The sequence below is a fragment of the Thermoanaerobacterium calidifontis genome, from assembly GCF_055381745.1.
Map to the genome: position 1 here is coordinate 2268267 of NZ_AP042436.1, position 17615 is coordinate 2285881.

General features: G+C 31.7%; 17 protein-coding genes and 1 pseudogene. 5 read left to right on the forward strand and 13 right to left on the reverse strand.

The features are described 5' to 3' along the window. Nucleotides 1-14 precede the first annotated feature (14 nt). The 3 genes from feoB to ACZ42G_RS11895 all read right to left on the reverse strand — a co-directional run bounded on the left by feoB (nt 15) and on the right by ACZ42G_RS11895 (nt 2725). Nucleotides 15-1829 carry a ferrous iron transport protein B gene (gene feoB / locus ACZ42G_RS11885; RefSeq protein WP_464850566.1) on the reverse strand — a complete coding sequence of 605 codons (1815 nt, stop codon included), beginning with the start codon at nt 1827-1829 and terminating at the stop codon, nt 15-17. A gap of 21 nt (nt 1830-1850) precedes the next feature. Further along, nucleotides 1851-2078, reverse strand: a complete 228-nt coding sequence (locus ACZ42G_RS11890) for a FeoA family protein (RefSeq protein ID WP_464850568.1) — start codon at nt 2076-2078, stop codon at nt 1851-1853. Nucleotides 2079-2173: 95 nt separating this feature from the next. Beyond that, nucleotides 2174-2725, reverse strand: a complete 552-nt coding sequence (locus ACZ42G_RS11895; RefSeq protein WP_464850569.1) for an undecaprenyl-diphosphatase — start codon at nt 2723-2725, stop codon at nt 2174-2176. Nucleotides 2726-2876: 151 nt separating this feature from the next. Between ACZ42G_RS11895 and ACZ42G_RS11900 the strand changes: the two genes are divergently transcribed. From ACZ42G_RS11900 to ACZ42G_RS11915, 4 genes are read left to right on the forward strand one after another with little or no spacing between them, the layout of a single operon-like run. Beyond that, nucleotides 2877-3302 carry a Fur family transcriptional regulator gene (locus ACZ42G_RS11900; protein WP_464850570.1) on the forward strand — a complete coding sequence of 142 codons (426 nt, stop codon included), beginning with the start codon at nt 2877-2879 and terminating at the stop codon, nt 3300-3302. After that, a complete protein-coding gene (locus ACZ42G_RS11905; RefSeq protein ID WP_464850572.1) occupies nt 3299-4183 on the forward strand; it encodes a metal ABC transporter solute-binding protein, Zn/Mn family in 885 nt (294 codons plus the stop codon). Before ACZ42G_RS11900 ends, ACZ42G_RS11905 begins: the two co-directional genes overlap by 4 nt. A 19-nt stretch (nt 4184-4202) precedes the next feature. Beyond that, nucleotides 4203-4976 (forward strand): metal ABC transporter ATP-binding protein, encoded by a 774-nt coding sequence (locus ACZ42G_RS11910; RefSeq protein WP_274893420.1) that lies wholly within the window; start codon nt 4203-4205, stop codon nt 4974-4976. A 14-nt stretch (nt 4977-4990) separates the two neighbouring features. Next, the gene (locus tag ACZ42G_RS11915; RefSeq protein WP_085111814.1) at nt 4991-5791 is read left to right on the forward strand and encodes a metal ABC transporter permease; all 801 of its coding nucleotides are present in this window, start codon (nt 4991-4993) and stop codon (nt 5789-5791) included. 218 nt (nt 5792-6009) lie between these two features. On the opposite strand, the gene ACZ42G_RS11920 is transcribed toward ACZ42G_RS11915, so the two are convergent. Further along, nucleotides 6010-6570 (reverse strand): VanZ family protein, encoded by a 561-nt coding sequence (locus ACZ42G_RS11920; protein ID WP_274893422.1) that lies wholly within the window; start codon nt 6568-6570, stop codon nt 6010-6012. 596 nt (nt 6571-7166) lie between these two features. Here ACZ42G_RS11920 and ACZ42G_RS11925 point away from each other — a divergent pair. After that, nucleotides 7167-7574: pseudogene (locus ACZ42G_RS11925) on the forward strand (IS1380-like element ISTps2 family transposase); the annotation flags it as partial. Between the two features lie 18 nt (nt 7575-7592). On the opposite strand, the gene ACZ42G_RS11930 reads toward ACZ42G_RS11925, so the two are convergent. The 9 genes from ACZ42G_RS11930 to ACZ42G_RS11970 all read right to left on the reverse strand — a co-directional run bounded on the left by ACZ42G_RS11930 (nt 7593) and on the right by ACZ42G_RS11970 (nt 17574). Next, complete coding sequence (locus tag ACZ42G_RS11930) at nt 7593-8270, reverse strand: ABC transporter ATP-binding protein (RefSeq protein ID WP_274893423.1); 678 nt, start codon at nt 8268-8270, stop codon at nt 7593-7595. Between the two features lie 17 nt (nt 8271-8287). After that, entirely contained in the window at nt 8288-10843 is a 2556-nt protein-coding gene (locus tag ACZ42G_RS11935) for an ABC transporter permease (RefSeq protein ID WP_274893424.1), read from the reverse strand. Between the two features lie 36 nt (nt 10844-10879). After that, a complete protein-coding gene (locus ACZ42G_RS11940; protein ID WP_303264761.1) occupies nt 10880-11542 on the reverse strand; it encodes an ABC transporter ATP-binding protein in 663 nt (220 codons plus the stop codon). An 18-nt stretch (nt 11543-11560) separates the two neighbouring features. Continuing rightward, complete coding sequence (locus tag ACZ42G_RS11945) at nt 11561-14116, reverse strand: ABC transporter permease (RefSeq protein ID WP_274893425.1); 2556 nt, start codon at nt 14114-14116, stop codon at nt 11561-11563. Between the two features lie 284 nt (nt 14117-14400). Further along, the gene (locus ACZ42G_RS11950) at nt 14401-14928 is read right to left on the reverse strand and encodes a hypothetical protein (RefSeq protein WP_274893426.1); all 528 of its coding nucleotides are present in this window, start codon (nt 14926-14928) and stop codon (nt 14401-14403) included. Nucleotides 14929-15239: 311 nt separating this feature from the next. Next, the gene (locus ACZ42G_RS11955) at nt 15240-15662 is read right to left on the reverse strand and encodes a hypothetical protein (RefSeq protein ID WP_274893427.1); all 423 of its coding nucleotides are present in this window, start codon (nt 15660-15662) and stop codon (nt 15240-15242) included. Nucleotides 15663-15705: 43 nt separating this feature from the next. Then, nucleotides 15706-16296 carry a hypothetical protein gene (locus tag ACZ42G_RS11960; protein ID WP_464852167.1) on the reverse strand — a complete coding sequence of 197 codons (591 nt, stop codon included), beginning with the start codon at nt 16294-16296 and terminating at the stop codon, nt 15706-15708. Between the two features lie 243 nt (nt 16297-16539). Continuing rightward, the gene (locus ACZ42G_RS11965; protein WP_274893429.1) at nt 16540-16728 is read right to left on the reverse strand and encodes a hypothetical protein; all 189 of its coding nucleotides are present in this window, start codon (nt 16726-16728) and stop codon (nt 16540-16542) included. A 111-nt stretch (nt 16729-16839) separates the two neighbouring features. After that, nucleotides 16840-17574, reverse strand: a complete 735-nt coding sequence (locus ACZ42G_RS11970; RefSeq protein ID WP_085111863.1) for a YiiX/YebB-like N1pC/P60 family cysteine hydrolase — start codon at nt 17572-17574, stop codon at nt 16840-16842. Nucleotides 17575-17615: the final 41 nt, after the last annotated feature.

A 17615-nucleotide genomic window follows, 5' to 3' on the forward strand; every position in this document is an offset into this window, starting at 1 on the left:
GACCACTCCTTTTATTAAAATATTCTCAAAATTAAATTTCCGCCATTGTAAACTATAAATGAAACTACCCAAGCTAAGACCAACTGATATGTTACAGAGAATGCTGCCATCTTTCCACCGTATTCTTTTTTCATTGTGGCAATTAGAGATATACACGGTGTGTACAAAAGCACAAAGACGAGAAAGCTAATAGCTGAAATCGGCGTAAAAACTGTCGGCAAAATCTTTGTCAAATTTCCGCCGTATATAACCCCCATAGTTCCTACTACCACTTCTTTTGCCATTATTCCTGTAAGAAGTGATACTGAATTTTGCCATGAAGCAAAACCTAATGGTATAAAGATAGGACTTATGAATCTCCCTATATATGCGATAAAGCTTTTGTCTATTTCCGTCATACCTGAAAAATTAAAGTTTGATAAAATCCAAACAATTATAGACACAGAAAAGATTATAGTACCTGCTTTTTTTAAGAATCCCTTGCCTTTTTCCCACGTGTGTACTGCCAATGACTTAAGTTCAGGCAACTTATACTCAGGAAGTTCTATTATAAACGGCTCATCATCTTTCTTGAATATGGTATTTTTGAAAAGTATGCCTACGAAAAACGCCATAATGACGCCTAATGCGTATAAAGATGCAACAACCAAAGCTTCGTGGCCTTTAAACAAAGCACCTGCCATAACCAGATAAATAGGCAACCTTGCATTACAAGACATAAGCGGCAAAAGAAGAGCCGTCATCTTTCTGTCTTTTTCACTCTCTAAAGTTCTTGTTGACATCACTCCAGGAACATTGCATCCAAAGCCAATTATAAGTGGAATAAACGCCTTTCCGGATAACCCCATTTTCCTGATTATCTTGTCCATTAAAAAAGCTACTCTTGCCATATATCCGCTGTCTTCTAAAAACGATATACACAAAAACAAGGCTAAGATTACAGGAAGAAATACTATTACCGATCCTACGCCGCCAATAATGCCGTCAACGATAAGTGACTTAAACCAGCCATTTGCACCAGACAGCAATATGTTAACATGCGGTACAAACCAAACATTGACAAAACTGTCCAGTAAATCTGCCAATGGTTGGCCAACCCAGCTAAAAGTAAACTGAAAGATTAAATATATGATGGCTATAAAAATCGGATAAGCCAAAAATTTATTTATTAGGATTTTATCTAATCTCTCTGTGATAGTAACTGTATTTTCAGATGTGTACGTAACACACTGTGATAAAATGCCTTCTATATATTTATACGTTTCAGCTTCACTTTTAAAGCGTGTATCGTCACGATAATGATTTTCATTATCATTGATTGCTTTTGAAAAAATGTCATTCAATAAAAGTTCCTTAATCTCGTCTACACCCTTTCCTTTTGAAGCCACAATCGGAACAACCATGACATCAAGCAATTTAGACAATTTTTCATAATCAATTTTTATGCCCTTATTTTCAGCAACATCCACCATGTTTAATATCAATACAATAGGTATGTTGAATTCTTTAAGTTGCATAGTTAAGTACAAATTTCTCTTAAGATTTGAAGCATCTACTATATTCAATATCAAATCCACATTGCCATTTTCCAGAAAAGACTTGGAGATTTTTTCTTCGTTGGAGTAAGTATCCATTGCATAAATGCCTGGCAAGTCGACGATTTTTACATTGTCATTTATAAAACCTTCCTTTTTTTCAACAGTGACACCAGGCCAATTGCCTACGTGCTGGTTTAATCCCGTAAGCAGATTAAAAAGAGTTGTCTTGCCAACATTGGGATTACCAATCAAAGCAGCAGTTATCATCCGTTTTGCATCCGAAACTACCATACGCCACCTCCTTCACATATCTTAAACAACATCTTTTACCACGATATTTTTTGCATCTTTTTTTCTAATTGCCAAATCAAATCCCATAAAATTTATTATTATAGGATCTCCTAAGGGCGCAAAGCTTTTGACTTTTACTTTTACGCCTTCATTTGCTCCAAGGGCACGCAATCTTTTGGCTAACTTTTCGTCACCTAAAATACCACTTACTAAAGCCGTTTGCCCTGGTCTTAAGTCGTATACGCTCATCATTACCACCCCTTCATTGATAATCATTCTCAATTCCTGATTCTATGATACTATATATTCCCCTTCGTGTCAATAAAATATAAAAATAATATTTATCATATCTTTATAAATCTATGCCATATCTTAAGAATTTGATTTTCAAGGGGATCCAAAATGCCTTTTAGATATTTCACAAGCTTGCTCATCAAAAATCCTATGACAAATCCAGCCACAACATCCACAGGATAGTGAACTCCAACATATACTCTCGCTATAAGCAGTAAAACCGTCAAAACCATCATGATAGCACCAATAAGCTTATTTCCTTTTAACTGAGTGAATGCAATGGCAGAACCTCCTGATAGGTGATCACTTGGAAAAGACGCATCACTTGGATGTTTAACAAGCAAATTCACTTTATGTGTAACAAAAGGTCTTGGTTCAAAATAAAATCTTGAAATGATAAAATTTGCGCTCAATGCTATGACCGCAGCAAAGAACTCTTCCATCGATACCCTTTTCCCATCATCACCTCCAACAAACCATTGGATAACCATTAGCAGCCCATATATAATAGGAGAATACAACGCAATAAATATCATCACCTTATCTAATATGCTATGATGACCCGCAAATCCATTGATAAATTGAAAAATAGCGTAATTCATTTTCATCACCTCGTATTAAGATTTTAACCTTCAATTCTTAAAATAAAATTAGATACAGATTAAAAAATAATTAAAATTTCTTGACAAATATGATAAACAATTATATAATCCTAAATAGTAAATTATTCTTATTTAGAAGGAATGAGGGATTATGACAAAGGAAGATATTTTAAAAACCATAAAATCCAACAACTTTAAGATAACTCCCCAAAGAGAGCTTATCATAAACATAATGCTAAATTCCAATGGTTACTTATCTGTAAGGGAAATCTACGAAAAAGTAAAAAGTTCATTTCCACAAGTAAGTTTAGATACTGTATACAGAAATTTAAGTCTTCTAAAAGATATAAATGTATTAAGTGAAGCAACTATAGGCAACAATATTATGTATGAAATCCACAAAGACATGCATGAACATATAATGAAATGTCTAAAATGCGGCAAAATCTTTGAACTTAATATATGTCCCATAGATCTTTGCCGAAACAAACTGGATGGTTTTGAAGTTGTAGACCACAAAATCGAAATCACTGGATACTGCAAAAATTGCAAAAATCACGAGGAGGATTGTAGATGAAAAAATTTATTTCAATTTTTTTGATAGTTTTGATAGTATTTAGCTTGACGTCATGCAATACAAAAATTTCAAAAAAACCCAGCAAATTAGCTGTATATGCAACTTTTTATCCTTTATATGATCTTACAAAAAAAATAGCCGGTGATAAAGCAACAGTCCAAAACATAATACCGCCAGGCGTGGAGCCACATGATTGGGAACCTACGACAAAACAGATAGCAGACATAGAAGGAGCTTCTCTCGTCGTGTATTTAGGACTTGGCATGGATTCATGGATAAGCAAAGTAGAATCATCTGTATCAGGACCCAAATTTGTAGAAGTGTCAAACGGTATTGATGCTATAAAAGTCGGAAATGCTGTAAATCCGCATGTATGGCTTTCTCCAAAAGAAGCACAGATATTGGCGAAAAATATAAAAGATGCTTTGGTAAGTGCTGACAATAAAAACGCAAAATACTACGAAGATAACTATAATACTTTGTTAAATACATTAAAGCAGTTAGACAGTGAATACACTGAAAAACTTAAAAACACCAAAACTAAGACATTTATAGTATACCACAGCGCCTTTGACTATGTAGCGAGAGATTACGGTTTAAACCAAGTATCTATTGTCGGTATGAGCGAAGAAGCTGAAGCAAGTCCCGCTAAAGTCGCTGAAGTCATACATCTCATAAAAAAAGAAAACATCAAGTACATCTTTACAGAGCCATTGACATCACCTAAGCCTATTCAATCAATTGCCAGCGAAACAGGTGCAAAAGTACTTCCATTAAATACTATTGAAGGGCTTACTAAAGATGAAATGAAGAAAGGCTACGATTATATAAAATTGACGCAGCAAAACTTAGACAATCTTCAGAAAGCATTAAATTATTAATTTAACGAAAGGGATTTTTATGAGTAAAATTGTTGAACTTAAAGATGTCAGTTTTTCTTATGATGATAAAAAGGTGCTTAATAATATCAATCTAACTATTGATGATGGTGAATTTGTTGGCCTTATCGGGCCAAATGGCTCAGGCAAAAGCACTCTCGTAAAGATCATGATAGGAGATCTTACGCCTTCATCAGGCGAAGTCCTTATAAACGGGATAAGCGTAAAAGACATAAAAAAAAGATCTATAATAGGATATGTCCCACAAAAATCTTATTCTTTCAACGCTTCATTTCCGGCAAGTGTGAAAGAAGTTGTATCGATGGGGCTTTACGGGAAATTAGGGCTATTTAAGAAACTTTCCAAAGACGACTGGGAAATCGTAAATAATGCTCTAAAAACTGTCGACATGATTGATTACAAAGACAGGCTTATCGGAAATCTGTCTGGAGGACAACAGCAGAGGGTATTTATAGCAAGAGCGCTTGTCAGCGATCCTAAGATTTTATTTTTAGATGAACCTACAACAGGCATAGATGCAAAATCAGAAGACACGCTTTACAAAATCCTTGATACTTTAAATAAACAAAATAAAATAACGATTATTATGGTCACTCATGATGTATGGGCCATATCCGACAAGGTATCTCGAATCGTATGCATGGGAAATGGCAGACTATATGATAGGTGCGACACTTTAGACTTTTCAAAAAAAGAATTGGCTGAAATATACGGATACCCTGTCAAACTGGATATGCACCATCACCAAAGTGAAAATATCAATAATCGACTTTAGATTGAGGTGTTATAATGCTTAATATTTTTACATACGACTTTATGATTAGGGCATTTCTTGCAGGCGGATTTATATCGATAATAGCACCATTAGTAGGAAGCTTCTTAGTATTAAGAAGGCTATCACAGATGGGTGATACGCTATCCCACGTAGCACTGGCAGGCGTAGCAGCAGGATTTCTCATAGGTATAAATCCTACAATAGGCTCTATAATCTTTGTGGTACTATCATCTTTCGGAATTGAACGCTTGAGAAAATCCTACTTTAGATATTCGGAAATATCTATTGCAGTTGTCATGTCTGCAGGAATGGCAATCGCAGTAATACTTTTAAGTTTATCCAGCGGAAGTCCTGCAAACATAATGAATTACCTTTTTGGAAGCATAATATCAATTAACAACACAGACGTTTTGATTTCATTCATACTAAGCATTGTTATAATAGCTGTTATTTACATCTTCTACAAAGAGCTTTTGTACATTACATTTGACGAAGAAGCCGCTTTGATATCAGGTATTCCTGTCAACATGGTTAATATAATATTTACCATGATTGTGGCCATAACTGTAGCAGTATCCATGAGAATAGTGGGAGCTTTGTTGGTATCGGCATTGATGGTAATACCTGCAGCAGCCAGCCTTAAAATCGCCAAAAACTTCAGACAGACTATTTTTTATGCCATACTGTTTTCCTTCATATCTGTATTCGCAGGCATAATACTGTCTTTTTATCTAAATCTCTCGCCTGGCGGCAGCATTGTAATAGTTTCTCTCATAATCATGGGTTTAGCAAGTATAAAGAAGGCAGGTAACTAACCTGCTTTTTTTGTTTTTATCTGGGATAATAAAATGTACTGATTTTAAGATTTTCGTTTAAGTCTTTCTCTATTGGCTATATCTTAAAAATATATATCCCACATACAAAAACAACAAAGTAGCAATCAAATCTATTATATTAGACATATTTGCAAAAAGCTCTATGTATTCCAACTCATAAAACCTCCTAACTGAAAAAAATCCATTAATATCAATAATTATTCAATGTTATGCTGTGACGATTCACAAAATAAATGATTATCTTTTTTGAATATAGGTAGCAACATCTTAAAAAAGATGTAGCCAACTAATGCTCCAAATACGTTTAATATAAAATCATTTATATCACAAATTTTATATGCAAAACCGTATATTAATGAAACAAGCAATTGTGTTATTTCAATACAAAAAGATGTTATTGCACATAAAGATATATTTTTTCTAAATGAAATATATTTATAGTTAATAAAAGGCATTAAAAATGCCAAAGGCATCAAAAGTACAATATTTCCTATTATTTGTATTTTTGTGTAATGTAGCATTGGTAATAACGGAATTAAATTATATGACTTATTTTTTGTGCCTTTTAAAAACTGAATCATATCACTTTCTATTGGTATAGGAAAAAACACGGTATTTATTAAAACTGCAATATAAACAACTAAAGCCGCATATATAATATATTTTTCAAATTTAGCTTTTTTATAATATAATTTAAGAACTATTATCACATAAATAACAAGAAATAAAATTTTAAAAAGAATATTAAATTCCAACATATCGCAAGAGCATCCTCCTTGAAAATTATTGCAGGATCCGTCATCGAACTTGTAAGCCCCGCTTATACGCATCTTTTGTATGAATAAAGTATTTCATCATATATTTTCATATTTCCAATATAAACCCCCACGCAAAACTTGTAAATTCATTCTCTCACAATATAAAACAATTTCTAAGGAATTTGTTACAGTTCTTTATAAAAATTTTTATATTTTTTTATAGTAAACAATCAATTGTATCTTTGTGAACAAGTACACAAATTCCCACACCTTTTCGCGAATATCTAATTCTATGAAAATCCTTTACCTCCTCAAACAGAAAATTCCCCAAACAATAAGTCTGCGGGAACATAAAACACACTTCAATATTTAATTAAAAATCTTTAAAGCCTTTGATTTCAACATATTTATTCTTACTTTTATTAAACTTGGATTCAGCAGATGAATTTACAAAATGTCCAAATAGAGCTATTTAAAGACTAAAAAATGTGAAAAAAATTTTTACAAAAAATATAAAAATATATGGAAATTCTCCTTTTTCTGATAAAATTTAAGTGTCAAACAAAAAAATTAACAGAAAGGAGAATCTCCATAATATGGGTTTAACACTTAATCTTACAAGAGAAAAGGGGTTTTTAAAATATATTTTACCAACAATTTTTGACAATTTTACAGTATCAAATAATGTAACCTTCACATATATACAAGCATTCAAAGAAAAAATCGGCTTTGATAAAATTCTTTCAAGTATATTATCCTTTAAAAAAGCGCCAAATGCTGTCTTTCAGCCAGCCGAAGTTATTGACTTTATGACTGATTCTGTAATTCAAGGAAATACTCGCTTTCTTCACATGGACCAATTGAGATATGATAATGCGTACACAAAAATTAAATGACATAAAGCCCCCAGCAAAAAAGTATGCAGAGACTTAATTAAAGCCATGCCTAAAAGTTCTCTTGAAGAATTAAGACTTATAAACAAACCTTTGCTTTCATTGCAATCAAGCTGTAAAAATACCCTCCTAATTGTTCAAGTAGCTTAGAATCTTGCCATCTTGTATTGTTATGCATACATCTGCTGATGCTGCTATATCTTTATTATGAGTTACCATAATCAAAGTCTGTCCAAATTTTTCTACACAGAGTTTAAAGAATTTCATCACTTCCTCTGCTGTTTTACTGTCTAAATTACCTGTTGGTTCATCTGCAAATATTATATCTGGTTTGTTTGATAGTGCCCTTGCTATTGCTACTCTTTGCTGCTGTCCTCCTGAGAGTTCATTTGGAAAGCTTTTTATCTTATTCTCTAGTCCTAAAATTTCTATTATTTCCGATATGTAGTCCTTATCTATTTTTTTATTATCTAATGATACTGGCAATGTTATATTTTCATACACGTCTATAACTGGTATAAGGTTAAAGCTTTGAAATACAAATCCGAAGTTTCGCCTTCTCAGTATCGAAAGTTTTTCTTCTGATAGATTAAATATATTCTCACCATTTAATAATACTTCACCTGATGTAGGCACATCTAGTCCTGCCATGCAGTGAAGCAGCGTACTCTTACCTGAACCGCTGGGGCCTATTATAGTAGTGAATTTTCCATTTTCTATAGAAACTGATACTTCCTTTAAAGCCTCTACTTTATTGTCACCTTTACCGTATATCTTAGTCAATTTTACTGTCTCTAATATGCTCATAATCTCCACCTCATCTTTTATTCGGTTATATTTAAGCCTTCTACTATATTAAGCTTTTCTACTTTCTTTGCAGATACATAAGATGACAATATGCATATAACTATAACTATAGCACTGTACAATAGTATTGGTATAACTGGAAATTTAAATTGCAGCCTTTCGCTTATGTTAAATCCAGCCTTGTACTGCCTGTTTACCAAACTGTAAAATGAATAAACGTTGTAACTGCCTATTAAAGCCGCTATTATGCTGCTCAATACACCATAAATAATCGATTCTTTTATTATCATGCTTTTAAGCTGCTTGACTGTCATGCCTATTGCTCTAAGTGTGGAAAACTCATTTGTACGTATCAATAAGTTGGTTTTTAGCGTATTATATACATTCATGCCTGCTATTAGTAATATCAATGCTACGATCACCATGTCTGATTCCAATACTCCCGTAAATCCTTTTTGGCTCTTTTCTATATAACTTAGCTTGCTTTCCACACCTGCAAAAGGCTTGTCCTTTAGAATCTTGTTTATACTATCATACACATAAGTGTCCTTTCCCGCTTCAGACTGCACGCTGATCTGGTCATATGTACTTTTCCCTGAAATGTTCATTAAGTACTTTTGAGGAAGGATTATCTCCATCCTGGCTCCCCGTGTACTGTCACCTTTAGCTGTCCATTCCTGCTTTAATAGTGCACCTACTCTGATATTTTCCTCTTCATATGCTATTTTGCCATTTCTGATAACAGGAATCCTTATTGCCATGGTATCACCAACTTTTAAATCTTTTCTAATTCCCTCGAGCTTATGTTTAAAAATATCATAATAGTAATTAAATACTATTGCATTTGGATATTTATCTGATGAATTATTCAGCGATGACATGTCCCCTTTATCTATATACTTCTTAAATCCCTGCAACTGATCATCATCATAGCCTTTTACTTCTATCATTGTTTCCACATTTTTATTTGTATCTGAAATTCCATTGTACTTTTTAAAGTCATTTTCTAAATCATTTACATCAGATTCCAAAAAACCTTCCATAGATACTTTTGTACCTACTTTTTTCACTCCTTCTATCTGAGATATGGCTTTTACATCATCATTTGTATAACCTGTAAAATATAGATCTATATTTGGACCAAACAACAATTTAAAATCATAGTCCTGCATGTTTAAAACATATGGTGTTGTATTATACACCGCATCTCGGTTGTTAAGAAATGCAATATCATCTATAAATAAATATCCTGCCATTGCTACTGATACAACTATTATTATAGTCCTCCACTTATTTCTCCACACATTTTTATATGCCATCTCACCTGTTATGCCAGATATCTTTTTTATAAACTTATGGTATCCTCTATTTCTTTGCTTTCCACCTGATCTATCGCTCTTTCTCATAGCTTCTATTGGTGATATCCTGCCTGACATCCATATCGGTATTATGCTTGAAACTATGACAGTTAAGGCTCCAACTATTACTGCATTCCACATGTTTTTCCCACTTATGCACACTGTTGATTGTGATACATCTAAAAATGCAAAGTTAAACAACTTCATCCCAATATATGAAAATGCAATACCCATCAATAGACCAAGAGATAATCCAATGATGAGAATAAATAAGCTTTGAAATCCTACTATCAGTCTCACTTGTTTCTTTGACGACCCTATAGCTCTCATCATGCCTATTTGTTTTATCATGTCTATTAAAGATATATTAAACATGTTATATATAAGAAGAATCGCTGTAATTACTATCAAAATATTAAAATGACGTACAGAATCATTCGTATTTTGAGAACTGTAATCATCAAGTGCTGTTACCAGTTGTATATTTAGATCATAATCCCATCTTCCTATATTATACCTCTCTCTTATCTGATTCAACTGACCCGATAGATTAGCCTTTGATTTCAATTTGACGATTTCTTCATATGTTATAAAATTGTTAGGCAGTACATTATTTTCACCTTCTTTAAAGTATGTAAATCCTCTCAGTGAATAGTACCCCTCATAATATTGTTTGGGCTTATCTAATATCCCCACCAATTTGAAGGACTTGCTTTCCATGCATATTTGGTTCAGGCCGTTTTCATCTTTATATTCCTTTTTGATTTTAAAATTTATTGTCTCACCCAGCTTTTCTTTAAGTCCCATCTTTTTTAAAGCCTGTGATTCTAATACTATTTCTCCTTGCTTATTTGGCAAATGACCTTTTGTAAGAGTGTATCCATTCATTTCTATATAGTCTTTGTCTGTTGAATTTAATATCATTGAAATTCCATTATCAGTAACGAGATTTCCTAGATTAGCTGCTACTGCAGATTTACTTACGTCTTTATCATTTTTTATTTTCTCAGTCAAGTCTTTATTTAGATTAGTAAATATGCCCTGATATGTTCCATACATTTTGTAAATATTAGCAAGCTGATTTCTGCTCTGGCTTTCAAATATAACGTTAGTACCAAATACAAGCATTACTGCCAAGGCGACACCTAATACTAAAGCAATCGTCCTTCCTCTTTGTTTTTTCAGATATGCTAATGCTAAATGTATATATATCATCTCTATCCCCCGATTAAAACTTAAATAATATTATCTCTATTGTATTTCTCCATCAACGATAGATAATATTCTGTCTGCACTTTGTGCTATATTTTCATTATGTGTTATCAATACAAGTGTCTGATTATATTTTTTAATAGAACTTTTTATCAGGTTCATTACTTCACCTGTCGTTTTTGTGTCTAAATTCCCCGTGGGTTCATCTGCTAATATTATACTGGGCTTTGCTGCCAATGCTCTGCCTATTGCCACTCTCTGCTGCTGCCCTCCTGAAAGCTGATTTGGTAAATGTCTTTGTCTTTCTGTTAACCCTAAAAATTCTATCAAATCATCTATATATTCTTTATCTGGTATTTTTTTATCTAGTCTTACTGGCATTTCTATATTTTCTCTTACATTTAATACTGGTATCAAATTGTACTGCTGAAATACGAATCCTATATTTCTCCTCCTGTATATAGCTAATTTGTCCTCAGATAGCTTATATATATCCACACCATCTATCTCAACTGTTCCTTCTGTTGGTTTATCAAGTCCTCCTAATAAGTGGAGCAATGTTGATTTTCCACTTCCGCTTGGTCCTACGATTGCCAAAAATTCACCTTTTTCTACATTTATGTTTATATCCTTTAGTGCGTGTACTTTATTTTCACCCTTTCCGTAAACTTTGTTTAAATTTATCGTTTTTAATATAACCATATATAAAGTGCTCCTCTCCTAATTTATTGCGATAATAGATTCTACTATACTCATACGCTTTACTCTTCTTGATACAATAAATGTAGCTGAAAATCCTAAAAGGATATTTATTATTATGATGAAAAGATATATTTTCCAATCAATTGTAAATTTTGGAGTGATTAAATTTGGACCTAAGTATTTAAATAATATCACCTGTCCAGTCAGTCCAAATATCACAGACAAAATACTTGAAAATATTCCATATGTCATACCTTCAAATGTTATCATCTTTCTGAATTCTTTATTTGTAATGCCAACGGCTCTTATCATTCCAAACTCATTTACTCTCGATATTAAACTGTAACTTACATTATTGATTATATTTAAGAAGCTTATGGCAAATAGTACTATTACTATGGTATTTATAAATATAAGCTGATTTGTCGCAAATGTTTTTATCTTCTGCTTTTCATTGCTTAGATTTAAAACTGTTGCTCCCTGTGTTCTTTTAGCAATTTTTAAAATCTGATTGTACAATTTTTCACTGTTATAACCTGGTTTTACATTTATATCAATGAGTCTATAATTTTTAAATCCGCTTATTTTCTGTAAAATATCGTTAGATATGACAACTTGAACACTATTATTGCCTGCATAATAATCGGAAGAATCTATTAATTTTTCTACTATTGCTCCTACAGTAAATTCTTCCTCTTTAAATTGTGCATTTGCATCTTCCATTCTAAAAAATTCTTCTCCTGTATCCCCATCTTTTCTAAAACTTTCCGTTATCTTGTCTCCAACTTTTAAATTCACCACATCAGGACTTAAATGTTTAGTGTTCATTGGATGAGGTATAGCAATGATAGCAATTTTTTCCTTTTTCATTTTTTCTATGTCTATCTGTCCTTCTTTTACATATTTTTTCATCTCTTTAAGAAGCTTATCATCATATCCATAAATATCATTTTTCAATATGTACTCGTCACTATTTTGTTCTTTAACAAGCAGGCCATTAAGTACTTCTTTAAAATAAGGAGAGTCATTTATCTGTTCAAAATATAAAGGCTCAGCTATATTTTCTTTTTTCAGTTTCATTCTCCCGTATATCGGCTGTATTGTTTTAACTTCTTCTATACCTTCTAAGTTTTTTATTTCTTGGATGTCTTCAAGGGGAATACCCACTGATAAATTTGTACCGGGTACTATTTCTATTTTATAATCGGTATTTATCTTTGATGTTTCGGCCTCTTTATTTATTTGAGCTGCTGTAAGCTCTGCATAAAAATTTGATACTATGAATATAGTGCTCCCCAAGCACATAGATAGAATTATCATATAGAAACTTTTTTTATTTCTAAAGATGTTTCTAAGTGAAATGTATTTTGAAAATGGTAGAATTCTATATAAGAAATCTGTCTTAATTAATACTTTTTTGTATTTTATATCCGTGTTTAAATTTTTTCTTATTGAGTCAATAAGCGTTAGCCTTTTTACGCTTCTATATGTAACCAACGTAACTATAATTATAGAAATAAGGTTAATTATTATGGACATCAAGAAAACTCTCGGAGATAGAACTATATTTTTTATGTCGACTTTTCCTTCTGTGAATAGATTTCCTGCTATTGAACTTAAAAGTTTCGCTCCCGCAAGACCACCCACAATTCCGATTGGTGTGCTAATAAATAGTAAGGTTAATAATTCATAAAAAAGCAGCATCAAAATTTGTAAGGAACCTGCTCCAACTGCCCTCATTATTCCATATTCAGATAGCCTTTGTAATATGGCTATATTGAAAATGCCTAAAATTACTATTAATGATACTACCCCTGCAATAAGTGATATCAATAAAAAAGTAGGATCTAATTTTTCGCTGGTTCCTAATGATTCCAGAAGCATATTATTTTTTCTCACATATTTATTATCTATTTTCAAGTCCTCGGCTATGTTTTGTATATCTTTATTTATGTCAGTATTTTCATCAAACTTTACATAAACTTGTGCATCTTTATAAGAATCATTTTCATTTAGATTAAGGATGGCTTCCATCTGCCCTGATGATTTTAACCGTGGCCTGTCTTGTAAAATCCCGGTTAAAATGTATGTTTCGTTAGTCTTTTTTCCATATAAATTGAAATTAATCTTAGTACCTGGCTCCGGATTTACCCCCATGTTTTTTAAAACCCATTCTTCTATAGCTATTTCATCATCTTTTACCGGAAACCTTCCTTTTATTACCTTAGAATTAGTTAACTGTACATAATCTTTATTTGCCTTTATTATATTTAGAATTATTCGCCCATCAGGTACAGTAGAATCGTAATATGAAGAGATGCCAACTTTTTCAACATTCGGTTCATTTTTTATCATTTTGAGTTTTGATTCATCTATATCGATATTATACCTAACATGGTAGATTCCGCTTTCATATTTTGTTTTAGTTACATTAGCATGCTTGGCACTATCAGCTAGAGTTCCAACTCCTACTATTAATGCTGTACATAAGATAATGCCAAGACAAATAGCTAATGATCTTGATCTATACTTTTTTATATATGCTGAAATTACTTTAAAAAGATATTTATTCATTTTTGCCTCCATTTTAAATTTATTGTAGGATCTGTCATCGAACTGGTAAGCCCTGCTTTTACGCATCTTTTATAGGATAATCAAAGGTATTAACCAAAAGATATATTAAAACGCCATTTATTATGAGACATTTGCTCCACTCCTATGATTAATATTGTTATAGTGTGATAACAACATATTAATACCATAGAAGTGAGCATTTGTCTTTATTTTTTATTAAATTTTTTCATGTAAGTTTATTATTATGGTAGTTTATGTCAGTGAATTTTCTCATCTATAGTATATTATTTTAATTTTAAACTTTTTGCAATGTTTAAAGCAGTTTGTTCATTAACATCAGCAGTATTAAAATATAGGTCATAAGCAATCTTTTTTTCCTTGATAATAAAAAACAGGTTTACCTGCTCGGTTACAGTTGTTTCACCAGATGCAGCCGGAGGTGTAATTTTAAGTTTTTCCTTCACTACTTCCGTAAAAAATCCTTCAAGTGTTTTTGATTCGATAACTTCTGAATGGTTTGGCTCAAGCTGTGAAATTGGTTGTTCTGGATAATATCCCAGAATATCCAGTCCACCTATCTTTTTGTTTTCTTTCTTGAATGCAAGCATATTCCCATCTAATTTCTCTGCTGTCCATTCTTTTGGAATTGAGATTTGATAAAAATCGGTCTGAATGTTTTGTTTCAATTGTGTATTTGGGGATTGATTCAATTGCTGTTCATGATTAGTGTTAAGTTTTTTGGTTTCATTTGAGCAAGATGTAAAACTCAACAAGAATATGACTGAAAATAGCAAAATAAATAATCGATTCATTTACATACCTCCTCTCATAATATAAGACAAATTTTTAAAAGATTTGTTACAGTTTTTTATAAAAAATTTTTTTAAATGAGGAAATTGCACAATTAAGCTTTTAACTAGGATAAAATGTACTGACTAAAAGATATATTAAAACGCCATTTATTATAATGAAGAACCATATACTTAGTAAAGCCATTCTAATGTTTTTATGATACACGTACAATTCATAAATTGCAATATTACATGCTATTAATGCTATACTTATCAAAGTTCTAAAAATGATCATGGATTACGCTCCTTAAAATTTATCTATAAAAAATGGATTAATATATCTCACATTGATTTAGCAATACCGAACTTCTTTTATTATCGTATTTTATAATCACTGTATATTTTTGATTTTTATATTTTTTATAAAATTCGTCTGACTTTAATTCGACTTTGTATTGCCCAAATTTAAACTTTGGATCAGGAATGTATCTTAGTCTACCGGTAAATAAACGTTTATTGTTAATAACAATGTCAACATTGATTTCATCAGGTATCACAAAATCCTCATTAAAAGGTTGAATTATTAGTTCACTATAATGAGGTACAAAAATTGTCAGAAATACTAACCAATAATGATTAGCACCTTTTAAATTTACTGAAGTATCTGGTGGATATTGCGGCGTACATGCACTTAACATAAATATTGAAATTATTATCATAATAGCAATAAATATTTTTGAAAATTTTTTATTCATCGAGAAAGCCTCCTTAACATATTTGCAATCATCTAACAAAAATTTATGGGAAATACACATTTCGCTTTAAATATATTTTTTTGCCCATTAATTCCACAGCATTACCACTTAATTTCTTTACTGAAATATCATAAACATGATCTTTTCGAAGTAAATTTTTAACAAGCAAAACACCTTTTATGACTTCTTTTTCCTGTCTAACTGTTATTCCATAATCAGTAGTAGCACCAAAATTTGTTCTATAAACCACAACAGAACTTGATTCAAACCTAATATTGTGAATTGGCATAAACGCCTCATTTACATTAAGAGTAATAGTGGTAAATAAAATAATGACTGCAATTGTTGCACTTATTACTATTAATATTATTGAAATCACACTATTCACTATCTTTGCAGAAATATGTTTAAATCTAAAGCCATTTATTAACAGTATTAATGGTATTATCTGAATACACAAAGAAAAAATATCGTTTAATCTTAAAGACTTAAATCTTATAAAAGGATAAAAGTAATCTAAATTCAATATCCATAAAATATAAATAGCCAATAGAGTCATATGGATAATGTATTTATTATTTCGAACTAAACTATTCACTAATATCACCTGCCTTCCGTTTAAATCCATTATCATTCTTTCCAATCTAAAACAGATGGAAAAATGCAATCACATCTTTTCCATGTTTGCAATACTTATCAATTGGATTAAATTTATTTTACAAATTCATTCTCTCACAATATAAAACAAATTTCTAAGGAATTTGTTACAGTTTTTTATAAAATTTTTTTCAAAATAAAAAAGACCATTAAAGGCCATTAATACATTTTCCACATATCTTGGTTCTACAAGTCTAAAAGATATCATAATTTTTGTTCATCAACTGTGTCTTACTATTATATATCCTAAATATAGCATCAATATGGTGATAATAATACTCTCTATATCATTTATGCTAAAAGAAAACTTGGCATATTCTATTTTCATCACAAACCCAAACGCATTCCATAGCCCAACCAATATTAAAAGCCCTCCACCAAACCTGAATTTCCACTTATCGTAATGCATTAAACATCCCCCTATTACAATAACAAAACAAAATTATAATTTCCTAAATTATACATCACAAACCTATAACATTCGATTGCATTTTAAAAGGCAGGTTAAAATCCTGCCTTATTAATTAGAATACTCAAACACTTCTGTTTCTTTTGATGTGAAGATGTCAATTGGCAACACCCAAAAGCCTCCATTTCCATCTATGTCTATTCCTGATGATTTTTTGTATGCGGACCATGGTACTTTTGAGCAATACCAGTTTTCATCATCGTTTTTGTCAGCCCTCCAATTGTATGGCTTTCCAACAAACTTTGACACTTCATCAACAGCTTTTACTCTTTCTTCTATTGTGGCCTTTGGAACTGTCAGACCCCATGCCTCACTGAAATTTTCTCTGTAAAACCTTATTGTCTCATAAATCACGCCTTGGTCTGGTTCTGCCGTCAATAGGCATTTATCGTCGATGCTTCCATGATATCTCCTGCTGTCAAATATCGCAGCATGTCTTATTGCACCTTGCACGTGAAAACCTGGACTTGTAGCAACTATTATGTCTCCAATTGTAAACTTGTCGAATGATATACTGTTTTTATAAACAATCTTTTCACTGCTTCTTGAAGGAAATTTCACACCAAATACTTCTTCAGAGTTGATATTTTTAATTAAATCGTATAAACTTACATAGAATTTATTTACTTCTCCTGCATCAAATGGTTTTGATATCATGATAGCTCCATTTAAGGTGAGAAATCTTTTATAAAAGTCCTCCTTTTTAAAGAGGTTTTTCCTCTTTAAGTTTTCTTTAAAATTAAACTCTTCAATATCCACACCAGATATTTCAATCTGTTTCGGCATTTCACTGCTACTTGATAGATACTTACTGTTAGGCAGTATGA